Here is a 12967-nt window from a genome sequence, read left to right as displayed (position 1 = left end):
GCCCCCGGTTCTACAGCGGCGTTACGGGTTCAAGCCTTGCTGATCAGGTTGCCAGCGTGCAACCCGCACTCCTTCTGGGTGGACTCTTCCCACCACCAACGCCCTTCACGTTCATGCTGGTTCGGCAGCACCGGGCGCGTGCAGGGCTCGCAGCCGATGCTGATGAAGCCACGTTCATGCAGGCTGTTGTACGGCAGCTCCAGCATGCGGATATAACCCCACACTTCTGCGCTGCTCATCTGCGCCAGCGGATTGAACTTGTACAGCGTGCGCTCGGGCGTGGAGAAGGCGCTGTCGATTTCCAGCGCTGCCACCTGGCTGCGAGTGCCAGGGCTCTGGTCACGGCGCTGGCCAGTGGCCCAGGCGCTGACGGTTGCCAGCTTGCGCCGCAACGGCTCGATCTTGCGAATGCCGCAGCACTCGCCATGGCCGTCCTTGTAGAAACTGAACAGGCCCTTTTCCTTGACGAATGGGTCAAGCTGGGCGCGGTCCGGGCTGAGGATTTCGATCGGCAGGCCATACTGCTCGCGCACCTGGTCGATGAACCGGTACGTTTCCGGGTGCAGGCGGCCTGTGTCGAGGCTGAATACCTTGACCTGCTTGTTAAGCTTCCAGGCCATGTCGACCAGCACCACGTCCTCGGCGCCGCTGAAGGAAACCCACAGGTCGTCGCCGAAGTGCTCGAAGGCAAGCTTGAGGATGTCTTGCGGGGATTTGTTGGCATAGGTCGCGGCCAGGGCGGCGACGTCGAAGGGTTGGCTCATCAGGCGGTTTCCATCTTGGCTGTGGCGCTGTGCGCTCGTAGTGGGGGTGATGGTAACAAAAAAACAAGGTCTGGACGGGCTGGCGCTCACAGGCCTTGCAGTGTCTGCAGCAATACCCGCACCTTGGCAATCGACTCTTCGTACTCGGCCTGCCACTCGGAATCGGCCACCACTGCGCCGCCACCCCAGCAACTGACCTGGCCATCCTTGACCAGCAGGCTGCGAATGGCGATCGAGCTGTCCATTTCGCCACGCACGTCCACATACAGCAGGGAGCCGCAGTACAGTGCCCGCCGCGTGGGCTCCAGCTCGTCGATGATCTGCATGGCGCGGATCTTCGGCGCGCCGGTAATCGAGCCGCCAGGGAAGCTGTCGGCGATCAGGTCCAGGGCGTCCTTGTCGCTGGCCAAGCGGCCGGTAATGCTACTGACCAGGTGGTGCACGTTGGGGTAGCTCTCCAGGCTGAACAGCTCCGGCACCTTCACCGAGCCCACCTCGCAGGTACGCCCCAGGTCATTGCGCAGCAGGTCGACGATCATCAGGTTTTCCGAGCGGTCCTTGGGGCTGTGCAACAGCGCCTGGGCATTGCGCCGGTCTTCGCCCGGGTCGCTGGCGCGTGGGCGCGTGCCCTTGATCGGGCGGGTCTCGACTTGGCGTTGGCTGACGCGAATGAAGCGCTCGGGTGAAAAGCTGAGCAGGGCGCTGCCGTCGGCCAACTGCTGATAGCCCGAAAAGGGCGTCGGGCAGGCCTGGCGCAGTGCCTTGTAGGCCTGCCACGGGTCGCCCTTGCACGGCGCGCGAAAGCGCTGGGTGAGGTTGATCTGGTAGCAGTCACCGGCTTGGATATAGCGCTGCACCTGGTCGAAGGCGGCCTGGTACTGCGCAGGCTGCAAGTCGCCGGCCATGGGGGCGAGCAGTTGAAAGTCGCCATCGGGCGTGTGCTCGCTGCCGGCGAAGAGGTTGATCAGGCGTTCGCGCTCGTGTTGCGCCAGGCTTGGGTGAAACACCAGCTGGCTGGTGCCGCACTGGTGGTCGCTGACCAGCGCCCAGGCATACAGGCCCAGTTGCGCGTCGGGCAGCCCGAGGTCATCCACGGCGTTGCTTGGCAGGTGTTCAAGGCGGCGGCCGAAGTCATAGCTCAGGTAGCCGATCAGGCCGCCGGCGAAAGGCAGTTCTACGCCGCTGGGCAAATCGGCGCTGCCCAGGCGCGCCAGGCCCTCGCGCAGGCGAGCGAGAAAGGCGCGGCCATCCTCTGCGGGTTCGGCTTGCAGTTGTTGCAGCGGCCAGGCACTGAGCAGATCGAAGCGCCCGCGCTCGGCACCAGGGCGGGCGCTGTCGAGCAGGATGGCGCCGGGCGCCTGGCGCAGGCGGGCGAAATAGGCGGCTGGGTCGGGTTGGTAGGGCAGGGGGTGTAGCGTACAGGTCGGCATCAGTATGGACGGCGATGTAAAAGCGAGGAGGGCGATTGTAGACCTGTGCGGGAGCAGCGCCTAGCACTGGGCGCGACATTCAACCCTGTGTTTGGCGCCTGGGGCTGGCTGCGACGCAAGGCCGCTGCCACAGGAGCACCTGCCCCTTGTGGCAGCCGCCTCGGCGATGTCAGCCCGGGTGTACGTGCCCGAACAAGCCCTGCGACACCTTCACCCGCTGCTCGACGTCCTCCGTCAGGCCGTCCTTGGCCAGTGCTTCGATGTGCGCTTCGATGGCATGGGTGCGCTGGGTCAGCCCGCAGTCGTTGGCGATCTGGATGTTCAGCCCTGGGCGGGCGTTGAGCTCCAGAATCAGCGGGCCTTTGTCCTGGTCCAGGACCATGTCCACGCCGATATAGCCCAGCCCGCAAAGCTCGTAGCACCCGGCGGCCAGCTTCATGAAGCCGTCCCAGTTCGGCAGTTGCACGCCGTCCACCGCGTTGGTGGTGTCCGGGTGCTTGCTGATGATGTTGTTCAGCCAGGTGCCGCGCAGGGTCACGCCGGTAGCCAGGTCGACCCCTACGCCGATGGCGCCCTGGTGCAGGTTGGCCTTGCCGCCGGACTGCCGGGTGGGCAGGCGCAGCATGGCCATGACCGGGTAGCCCATCAGCACGATGATGCGGATGTCGGGCACGCCTTCATAGCTGATGCTCTTGAAGATCTGGTCGGGTGTGACCCGGTATTCGATCAGCGCCCGGTCACGGTGCCCGCCCAGCGAGTACAGGCCGGTGAGGATGCTCGAGACCTGGTGCTCGATTTCCTCGTGGCTCATGATCTTGCCGGAAACGGTGCGGTAGCGGTCCTCGAAGCGGTCGGCGATCACCAGGATGCCGTCACCGCCGGCACCTTGGGCCGGCTTGATGACGAAGTCGTTGCGGCCGCCGATGATCTCGTGAAGCTTGTCGATCTGCTTCTCGGTCTCGATGACACCGTACATTTCCGGTACGTGGATACCTGCCGCGAGGGCGCGCTCCTTGGTGATGATCTTGTCGTCGACAATCGGGTACAGGCTGCGCTTGTTGTACTTCAGCACATAGTCTGCGTTACGCCGGTTGATGCCCATGATGCCCCGGGCCTCCAGGGCTTTCCACGTCTTGATCAGGCCAAACATCACACGTCTGCCTTTTTCACGAATGCCTTGAAGCGCATCAGCTCGGTCAGACGGTAGCCGCGATAACGGCCCATCGCCAGCATGAAGCCGACCAGGATCAGCAGCACGGCCGGGAAGGTGAACACGAAATACACCAGCTCTGGCACCATCATCAGCAGGTGGGCCAGTGATGCGGCAAACAGGGTGCCGATGGCCACTTTCATGGCATGGCCGCCGCCACGCTCTTCCCAGGTGATCGACAGGCGTTCGATGGTCATGGTCAGGATCACCATCGGGAACAGGGCTACCGACAGCCCGCGCTCAAGGCCCAGCTTGTGGCTGAACAGGCTGATCGCCGCAATCAGCACCACGACGAAGGTCAGCACCACGGACAGGCGCGGCAGCATCTGCAGTTTCAGGTGCTCCAGGTACGAACGCAGTGACAGGCCCAATGCCGTGATGACCGTGAACAACACGATACCGAAGCCCAGCTGGGTTTCGCGGAAGGCCAGGGCGATCAGCACCGGGGTGAAGGTACCCAGGGTCTGGATACCGATCAGGTTGCGCAGCACCAGGATCACCAGCACACCAATCGGGATCATGACCATGATCATGAAGGTCTGCTGGGTTTGCAGGGGCAGGCCGTACAGCGAATATTCGAGGAAGTCGGCGTCGGTGTTCTCGTCAGTCAGCTTGGCCAGGCGAATGGCGTTCATTTCACTGTTGTTCATGCTGAACGTGACGTTGGCCTTCTTGCCGCCATCGACGGTAATCAGGTTGTCGTCACCGGTCCACCACAGCAGTCGGTCGCTGGGCAGGCCCTGTTCGCCCGTGTCCGGGTTGAAGTAAAGCCAGTCGTTGCCGTTGTAGCTGCGCAGCCACAGCTCGGGGGTTTGCGGGGTGTCGGCCACCAGGCGGATGGTGTGCACCTTTTCCATCGGTACGTGGGCAATCGACAGCAGCAGGTCGATCACCTGGGCCTTTTTCATCGGTGAGGTATCGCCGGCCAGCAGCAGTTTGACGTTGTCATCGTTGAGGTTGTTGACCCGCTTGATGGTTTCGCTGACGAACGTCTCGACGTCGGCCGAATGCTGGCGGATAGGCGCCATCAGCGCCTCGGCGGCGATTTTTTCGGGGCCGTCGATGGCCAGGCTGTCACGGAAGGTCGGGCCTTTTACCGCGGTTTTTTCGTTGCTGTAGCGCTTGGTCAGCACCAGGCGGTAGTACAGCGTCTGGTTGCCGCTGGCGCGACGGGCCGACCAGGTGACCTTGCGGTTGCCATCGGCACGGTTGACGCTGACCCCGTAGTTGTTGGAGATGAAGCTCTCGTTGAGGCTGACGTAGTCGCGGTTCAGTGGCGGCACGAACATCTGCACCTTGACCGGGTCCTTGGTGCTGGCCACGAACTCGACCTTGGCGTCGATGTTCCACAGGTCGTCGGTTTCATCCTCGGTCACCGGGATGCCGAGGAAGAAGATCTGATAAGCCGTGACTGCCACGCCCAACAACACCAGTACGGTGATCAGGACTTTCAGATGGAGGGTAAGAGAGCGCATCGGGATTACTCTGCTTTGGGAGCGTCGGTGGCACAGGCAGGTTTGCCGGCCGCGTATTTAAGGCTTGGGTCGACCAGCGCGTCGAAGTGCTTGAGCGCCTCGGAGCCGATCAGCAGCGGGAACTGGAAGGCGCTGCGGTCGGTGAGGTTGACTTCGATGGTGCGCAAGGCCTGGCCCATGCAGATTTCGAGTTCGATGACCGGGCGGGCGGTGTAGGCCTTGCCCGATTCAGCATCATAGTCGCCCGCTCGGCGCTTGATTTTGCTGACGCGGGCCAGGGGCCGTTCGATCGGGTGCGAGTGGGCGGCATCGATGGCCAGGTAGAAGCGCACCCAGCTTTCGCCGTTGCGCTTGAAGCGCTTGATGTCGCGGGCGCTGAGCGAGGCAGTTTTGGCGCCGGTGTCGAGTTTGGCCGCCACTTCCAGGTCCAGGTCGCCCAGGCGTGCGTATTCATTGAGACCGTACACGGTCTTGCCGGCCGCCTGGCCAATGGCCGGCAGCAGGGTGAGGCAAAGCAGCAATAAAACGGGTGTGAGTCTCATAATCCTGGCGCGATGCAGTGCAAGGTTCTAGGCAAGGTTCAGGTCAAGGTGACTGGCAACTACTGCGCAAGCTTCCTCGTTCATCTGTCAACAAGCATGACTGCATGACAGACAGGCTATCCATACCCCAACAGAGGCGCGGCATTCTATCACGACGACGTATTGACGCCAGCGGTGCGCGATCTGACAGCGCTTGGCTTGCCTAAGTTCGTTCTTAGACGATTGTCGACAATATTGAATTTGTCTTTGACTTGAGTGGCATAGGTGGTTAACTTCTGGCGAATAGATTTCCCAAGGTGTCGACAATATGCAAGACCTTTCCACCCCTGGCCCGATGCTGGCAGACGAATCGGAAACCTTGTCGGAAAACGTCTTCCGGCGTATTCAGGCGGCCATCGTCAAAGGGGAAATTGCCCCTGGCAGCAAGATCTCCGAGCCAGAGCTGGCACGCACCTATGGCATCAGCCGCGGGCCGCTGCGCGAGGCCATCCACCGCCTGGAAGGCCAGCGCCTGCTGGTGCGGGTGCCCCATGTAGGCGCACGGGTGGTATCGCTCAACCATGCCGAACTGATCGAGCTGTACGAGATTCGTGAGTCCCTGGAAGGCATGGCCTGCCGCCTGGCCGCTGAACGCATGAGCCAGGCCGATATCGACGAGCTGCGCCGGGTGCTCGATACCCATGAGCGGGATGCCGCGTTCCAGGCTGGCCTGGGTTACTACCAGCAGGAGGGCGACTACGACTTCCATTACCGCATCATCCAGGGCAGCGGTAACCAGACGTTGGTCAAGATGCTGTGTGGCGAGCTGTACCAGCTGGTGCGCATGTACCGTATCCAGTTCTCGGCCACGCCCAACCGGCCACGCCAGGCCTTTGCCGAACACCACCGCATTCTCGATGCCATCGCCGAACGTGACGGCGAACTGGCCGAACTTCTGATGCGCCGTCACATCGGTGCGTCCAAGCGCAATATCGAGCGTCACTATCTGGACGCCCACAACAATAACCCACGAGGTGAGAAATGACTGTGAACAGCACACCCGGTCAGCGTTTTCGCGATGCCGTCGCCGCTGAACACCCGCTGCAGGTGGTTGGCGCCATCAATGCCAACCATGCCTTGCTGGCCAAGCGCGCCGGTTTCAAGGCCATCTACCTGTCCGGTGGCGGTGTTGCGGCAGGCTCCCTGGGCCTGCCGGACCTGGGTATCACTGGCCTGGACGATGTGCTCACCGACGTGCGCCGTATTACCGATGTGTGCGACCTGCCGCTGTTGGTGGATGTCGATACAGGCTTCGGTGCCTCGGCTTTCAACGTGGCGCGCACCGTGCGCTCGATGAGCAAGTTCGGTGCGGCGGCGATCCATATCGAGGATCAGGTCGGGGCCAAGCGTTGCGGCCACCGGCCGAACAAGGAAATCGTCAGCCAGCAGGAAATGGTCGACCGCATCAAGGCAGCCGTCGATGCCCGTAGCGACGACAGCTTCGTGATCATGGCGCGTACCGACGCCTTGGCCGTCGAAGGCTTGAACGCTGCCCTGGACCGTGCCGCAGCGTGCATCGAGGCGGGTGCCGACATGATCTTCCCGGAAGCGATCACCGAGCTGCAGATGTACAAGACCTTCGCTGACCGGGTGAAGGCACCCATCCTGGCCAACATCACCGAGTTTGGCGCCACTCCGCTGTACACCACCGAAGAGCTGGCTGCGGTCGATGTTTCGCTGGTGCTGTACCCGCTGTCAGCGTTCCGCGCCATGAACAAGGCAGCCGAGAATGTGTACACCGCGCTGCGCCGCGACGGCACGCAGAAGAACGTGATCGACACCATGCAGACGCGCATGGAGCTTTACGATGCCATTGGCTACCACGCCTTCGAGCAGAGCCTCGACGCGTTGTTTGCCCAGAAGAAGGGCTGAGCCTGTGACAACTCCAGCCCCGCATGGCAGCGGGGTTGCCCGCGAAAGGGCGGGTACAGGCGAGCCCGATTAGCCAGCCAGATTTCCATAACAAGTTCAAGAAAGGAGAAACACCATGGCCGAAGCAAAAGTACTCAGTGGCGCAGGCCTGCGCGGTCAGGTGGCCGGCCAGACTGCGCTGTCCACCGTGGGCCAGGCCGGTGCCGGTCTGACCTACCGCGGTTACGATGTGCGTGACCTGGCCGCTGGTGCCGAATTCGAAGAGGTCGCCTACCTGCTGCTGTACGGCGAGCTGCCCTCCCAGGCTGAACTGGCCGACTACAAGCACAAGCTCAAGGGCATGCGTGACCTGCCACCGGCACTCAAGGAAGTGCTCGAGCGCATTCCTCGCGACGCCCACCCCATGGACGTGATGCGCACCGGTTGTTCGGTGCTCGGTACCCTCGAGCCCGAGCTCACCTTCGAAGCCCAGCGCGACAAGACTGACCGGCTGTTGGCCCTGTTCCCGGCGGTGATGTGCTACTGGTACCGCTTCACCCACCATGGCGTGCGCATCGACTGCAGCAGCGACGAAGACACCCTGGGCGGCCACTTCCTGTACCTGCTGCACGGCAAGAAGCCCAGCGGGCTGCACGTCAAGGTCATGAACGTGTCGCTGATCCTCTACGCCGAGCACGAGTTCAACGCCTCGACCTTCACGGCCCGGGTGTGCGCTTCGACCCTGTCCGACCTGTATTCCTGCGTTACCGCAGCCATCGGCACGCTGCGCGGCCCGCTGCACGGGGGTGCCAACGAGGCGGCCATGGAGCTGATAGAGCGCTTCCAGAGCCCGCAGGAAGCCACTGCCGAGCTGCTGCGCATGCTCGAGCGCAAAGACAAGATCATGGGCTTCGGGCATGCCATCTACAAAGAGTCCGACCCGCGCAACGAGGTGATCAAGGGCTGGGCGAAGCAATTGGCCGATGAGGTGGGCGACAAGGTGCTGTACCCGGTTTCCGAAGCCATCGACAAGACCATGTGGGAGCAGAAACGCCTGTTCCCCAATGCCGACTTCTACCATGCCTCGGCTTACCACTTCATGGGTATTCCGACCAAGCTGTTCACCCCGATCTTCGTCTGTTCGCGCCTGACTGGCTGGGCGGCGCACGTGTTCGAGCAGCGCGCCAACAACCGCATCATCCGCCCGAGCGCCGAGTATGTCGGCGTCGAGCAGCGCCAGTTCGTGCCGATCGAGCAGCGCTGAGGCATGGATCGCCAGGGCTGCTGCGCAGCCCAATCGCGGCACAAGGCCGCTCCCACAGGGACTGCGCAGCGCCCCCATTGGCGAGATCTGTATACCGAGTACCGTGACCGAGCCTGATAACGATATGAATACTGCATACCGCAAGCCCCTGCCAGGCACCGACCTGGACTACTTCGATGCGCGCGCGGCCGTCGAGGCGATCAAGCCCGGCGCCTACGACGGCCTGCCGTACACCTCGCGCGTTCTCGCCGAAAACCTGGTGCGTCGCTGCGACCCGGCCACCCTCGACGCCTCGCTGAGCCAACTGATCGAGCGCAAGCGCGACCTCGATTTCCCGTGGTTCCCGGCGCGCGTGGTGTGCCATGACATCCTCGGCCAGACCGCGCTGGTCGACCTCGCCGGCCTGCGTGACGCCATCGCCGACAAGGGCGGCGACCCGGCCCAGGTCAACCCGGTGGTGCCGGTACAACTGATCGTCGACCACTCGCTGGCTGTCGAGTGCGGCGGCTATGACCCGCAAGCGTTCGACAAGAACCGCGCCATCGAAGACCGACGTAACGAGGACCGCTTCCACTTCATCAACTGGACCAAGAAAGCGTTCAAGAATGTCGACGTGATCCAGCCGGGTAACGGCATCATGCACCAGATCAACCTGGAGAAGATGTCGCCGGTGGTGCACTGCGACCATGGCATCGCCTACCCGGATACCTGCGTGGGCACTGACAGCCACACCCCGCACGTCGATGCCTTGGGCGTGATCGCCATTGGCGTGGGTGGCCTGGAAGCGGAAAACGTGATGCTTGGCCGAGCATCGTGGATGCGCCTGCCGGAAATCGTCGGCGTCGAGTTGACCGGCAAGCTGGCGCCGAACCTCACCGCCACCGACCTGGTGCTGGCCCTGACCGAGTTCCTGCGCAAGCAGAAGGTGGTCGGCGCCTACCTGGAGTTCCACGGTGAAGGTGCGCGCGCCCTGACCCTGGGGGACCGCGCGACCATCTCCAACATGGCCCCGGAGTACGGCGCTACGGCGGCCATGTTCGCCATCGACCAGCAGACCATCGATTACCTGCGCCTGACCGGCCGTGAAGAACAGCAGGTCAAACGGGTGGAAACCTATGCCAAGGTCGCCGGCCTCTGGGCCGACAGCCTGGCCGGCGCGGTATACGAGCGTACCCTGAGCTTCGACTTGTCGAGCGTGGTACGCAACATGGCCGGCCCGTCCAACCCGCATGCCCGCGTGGCCACCAGCGAGCTGGCGGCCAAAGGCATTGCCGGCAGCTGGCAGCAAGTGCCAGGGCAGATGCCTGATGGTGCGGTGATCATTGCCGCCATCACCAGCTGTACCAACACCAGCAACCCGCGCAACGTGATCGCCGCAGGCCTGATTGCGCGCAACGCCAACAGGCTGGGCCTCACCCGCAAGCCGTGGGTCAAGTCATCGCTGGCCCCGGGCTCCAAGGCGGTGCAGCTGTACCTGGAAGAGGCTGGCCTGGAGAAAGAACTGGAGCAACTGGGCTTTGGCATCGTCGCCTTCGCCTGTACGACCTGCAACGGCATGTCTGGTGCCCTGGACCCGGTGATCCAGCAGGAAATCATCGACCGTGACCTGTACGCCACCGCCGTGCTGTCGGGCAACCGCAACTTCGACGGGCGTATCCACCCGTATGCCAAGCAAGCCTTCCTGGCCTCGCCACCCTTGGTGGTCGCCTATGCGATTGCGGGCACCATTCGCTTCGACATCGAAAAGGACGTGCTGGGCGTGGTCGATGGCCAGGAAATCCGCCTCAAGGACATCTGGCCCAGTGACGAAGAGATCGACGCCGTGGTGCGTGCGGCGGTCAAGCCGGAGCAATTCCGCAAGGTGTACATCCCGATGTTCGCCATCGAGGAAGACCGCGGGCCGAAAGTGGCACCGTTGTATGAGTGGCGGCCAATGAGCACCTATATTCGCCGGCCGCCTTACTGGGAAGGCGCCTTGGCCGGTGAGCGTACCCTGCGTGGCATGCGCCCACTGGCGGTGCTGCCGGACAACATCACCACCGACCACCTGTCGCCATCCAACGCGATCATGCTCGACAGTGCTGCGGGCGAGTACCTGGCGAAAATGGGCCTGCCAGAAGAAGACTTCAACTCTTACGCGACCCACCGCGGTGACCACCTGACCGCCCAGCGCGCGACCTTTGCCAACCCCAAGCTGTTCAACGAGATGGTGCGCAACGCAGACGGCAGCGTGAGGCAAGGCTCGCTGGCGCGGATCGAACCGGAAGGCCGGGTGACCCGCATGTGGGAGGCGATCGAGACTTACATGCAGCGCAAGCAGCCGCTGATTATCGTGGCCGGTGCCGACTACGGCCAGGGCTCATCGCGTGACTGGGCGGCCAAGGGTGTGCGCCTGGCCGGTGTCGAGGCCATTGTCGCAGAAGGTTTCGAGCGCATTCACCGCACCAACCTGGTAGGCATGGGCGTGCTGCCGCTGGAGTTCAAACCCGGCACCGACCGCAAGACCTTGGGGCTGGACGGTAGCGAAACCTATGACGTGCTGGGTGCGCGTACGCCGCGCGCTACGCTGACCCTGGTGATTACCCGGGCCAGCGGCGAGCGCATCGATGTGCCGGTGACCTGCCGCCTGGACACGGCCGAGGAAGTGTCGATCTACGAAGCGGGCGGGGTGCTGCAGCGCTTCGCCCAGGACTTCCTCGAAGCTACCGCCTAACCCCCAGAGCAGGGGCCGCGTTGCGGCCCATCGCCGGCGAGCCAGCTCCCACAGGAGTCGCGCAATCTCGATGGCAGCACGGTCCCTGTGGGAGCTGGCTTGCCGGCGATGGGCTGCAAAGCAATCCCGAGGGTCTCATGCCCATCAGACAGGACAGCAAAGCAATGGCTCACGTACCGCAAACAAGAATACCCGCCACCTACATCCGTGGTGGCACCAGCAAAGGCGTGTTCTTCCGCCTGCAAGACCTGCCCGAGCCGGCGCAGGTCCCAGGCCCTGCCCGCGACGCGCTATTGCTGCGGGTCATCGGCAGCCCCGACCCTTACGGCAAGCAGATCGACGGCATGGGCGGCGCGACCTCCAGCACCAGCAAGACCGTCATCCTGTCGCCCAGCATCAAGCCGGGCCATGATGTCGATTACCTGTTCGGCCAGGTCAGCATCGACAAGGCCTTTGTCGACTGGAGCGGCAACTGCGGCAACCTGTCTGCTGCGGTCGGGTCGTTCGCCATCAGTAGCGGCCTGGTCGACACCGCGCGCATTCCACGCAACGGCGTGGCCACCGTGCGTATCTGGCAGGCGAACATCGGCAAGACCATCATTGCCCATGTGCCGGTCACTGAAGGCATGGTGCAGGAAACCGGAGACTTCGAGCTGGATGGGGTAACGTTCCCGGCAGCGGAAGTGCAGTTGGAGTTCCTTGACCCGGCTGCGGACGAGGACGGTGCCGGCGGTGCCATGTTCCCGACCGGCAACTTGGTCGACGACCTTGAGGTGCCGGGTGTCGGCACCTTCAAGGCCACCTTGATCAATGCCGGCATCCCGACCATTTTCATCAATGCTGCCGATATCGGCTACACCGGCACGGAGTTGCAGGACGCCATCAACGGTGACCCGCAAGCGCTGCTGCGCTTCGAGGCCATCCGTGCCCATGGCGCCGTGCGTATGGGCCTGATCGACCATGTCGACCAGGCTGCCGGGCGTCAGCACACACCGAAAGTGGCCTTCGTCGCACCACCCAGCACCTACACGGCGTCCAGTGGCAAGGCGGTAATGGCAAGCGAGATCGACCTGTTGGTACGGGCCTTGTCGATGGGCAAACTGCACCATGCCATGATGGGCACCGCGGCGGTGGCGATCGGTACGGCGACGGCCATTCCCGGTACGCTGGTCAACCTGGCAGCGGGCGGAGGCGAGCGCAGCGCCGTGCGTTTCGGCCATCCCTCGGGCACGCTGCGGGTCGGCGCCGAAGCCCGCCAGGTAAACGGCGAGTGGACAGTGACCAAGGCAATCATGAGCCGCAGTGCTCGGGTGCTGATGGAGGGCTGGGTTCGCGTGCCTGGCGACAGCTTCTAACCCACGCCTGGCGCTCGGCCTCAAGCGGGGCCGCTGCGCGGCCCTATCGCTGGCCAGCTCCCACAGGGAGCGCGCCAGGGCTGACAGGTGTTTGCCACAAGATGTCACACGCGCTGAAGATGCAGTGGCGAGCACCTGACAACCCTGGTGCGCCACCCTGTGGGAGATTCTATGGTTTCTGGCAAGGGTAGCCGGAGCATCTTCAGCGCCTGTGAGATCGAGCGCCGCCCGCGCGGCGCAATCCCGAGCTGCGCTCGCTCCTACGTTTGTTTCGGGCCAGTAACGCCTGTGACAGGCGCGCGCGGCCGCCTGGTTTGTACGGCG

10 protein-coding genes are annotated in these 12967 nt (G+C 63.5%); 5 read left to right on the top strand and 5 right to left on the bottom strand.

What is annotated here, in order from left to right; translation table 11 throughout:
* Positions 1 to 29 precede the first annotated feature (29 nt).
* The 5 genes from QME24_RS18460 to QME24_RS18440 form a co-directional block, all read right to left on the bottom strand.
* Positions 30 to 764, bottom strand: a complete 735-nt coding sequence (locus tag QME24_RS18460) for a phosphoadenylyl-sulfate reductase (RefSeq protein ID WP_009683852.1) — start codon at positions 762 to 764, stop codon at positions 30 to 32.
* 86 nt (positions 765 to 850) lie between these two features.
* Positions 851 to 2194, bottom strand: a complete 1344-nt coding sequence (pabB, locus tag QME24_RS18455) for an aminodeoxychorismate synthase component I (protein WP_280091444.1) — start codon at positions 2192 to 2194, stop codon at positions 851 to 853.
* Positions 2195 to 2363: 169 nt separating this feature from the next.
* Positions 2364 to 3344 (bottom strand): alpha-L-glutamate ligase-like protein, encoded by a 981-nt coding sequence (locus QME24_RS18450; RefSeq protein ID WP_009683854.1) that lies wholly within the window; start codon positions 3342 to 3344, stop codon positions 2364 to 2366.
* Positions 3344 to 4879: an inactive transglutaminase family protein gene (locus QME24_RS18445; protein WP_029884945.1), complete on the bottom strand. Its 1536-nt coding sequence runs from the start codon at positions 4877 to 4879 to the stop codon at positions 3344 to 3346. The genes QME24_RS18450 and QME24_RS18445 overlap by 1 nt, the downstream gene beginning before the upstream one ends.
* A 5-nt stretch (positions 4880 to 4884) precedes the next feature.
* Entirely contained in the window at positions 4885 to 5421 is a 537-nt protein-coding gene (locus tag QME24_RS18440; protein WP_029884944.1) for an ATP-dependent zinc protease, read from the bottom strand.
* Positions 5422 to 5728: 307 nt separating this feature from the next.
* On the opposite strand from QME24_RS18440, the gene QME24_RS18435 reads away from it, so the two are divergent.
* The 5 genes from QME24_RS18435 to prpF all read left to right on the top strand — a co-directional run bounded on the left by QME24_RS18435 (position 5729) and on the right by prpF (position 12643).
* Positions 5729 to 6445 carry a GntR family transcriptional regulator gene (locus QME24_RS18435; protein ID WP_009683857.1) on the top strand — a complete coding sequence of 239 codons (717 nt, stop codon included), beginning with the start codon at positions 5729 to 5731 and terminating at the stop codon, positions 6443 to 6445.
* Positions 6442 to 7332 carry a methylisocitrate lyase gene (gene prpB / locus QME24_RS18430; protein ID WP_029884943.1) on the top strand — a complete coding sequence of 297 codons (891 nt, stop codon included), beginning with the start codon at positions 6442 to 6444 and terminating at the stop codon, positions 7330 to 7332. Before QME24_RS18435 ends, prpB begins: the two co-directional genes overlap by 4 nt.
* 115 nt (positions 7333 to 7447) lie before the next feature.
* Entirely contained in the window at positions 7448 to 8575 is a 1128-nt protein-coding gene (gene prpC / locus QME24_RS18425) for a 2-methylcitrate synthase (RefSeq protein WP_054905367.1), read from the top strand.
* A gap of 124 nt (positions 8576 to 8699) precedes the next feature.
* Entirely contained in the window at positions 8700 to 11288 is a 2589-nt protein-coding gene (gene acnD, locus QME24_RS18420; protein WP_154211285.1) for a Fe/S-dependent 2-methylisocitrate dehydratase AcnD, read from the top strand.
* 164 nt (positions 11289 to 11452) lie between these two features.
* Complete coding sequence (gene prpF / locus QME24_RS18415) at positions 11453 to 12643, top strand: 2-methylaconitate cis-trans isomerase PrpF (protein ID WP_054905369.1); 1191 nt, start codon at positions 11453 to 11455, stop codon at positions 12641 to 12643.
* Positions 12644 to 12967: the final 324 nt, after the last annotated feature.

Origin of the sequence: Pseudomonas sp. PARCl1, from assembly GCF_947311875.1 — a bacterium.
GTDB classification, from domain to species: Bacteria; Pseudomonadota; Gammaproteobacteria; order Pseudomonadales; family Pseudomonadaceae; genus Aquipseudomonas; species Aquipseudomonas juntendi.
The sequence above is the reverse complement of the archived record's forward strand: the minus strand, read 5'-3'. Positions and strand labels throughout refer to the sequence as shown.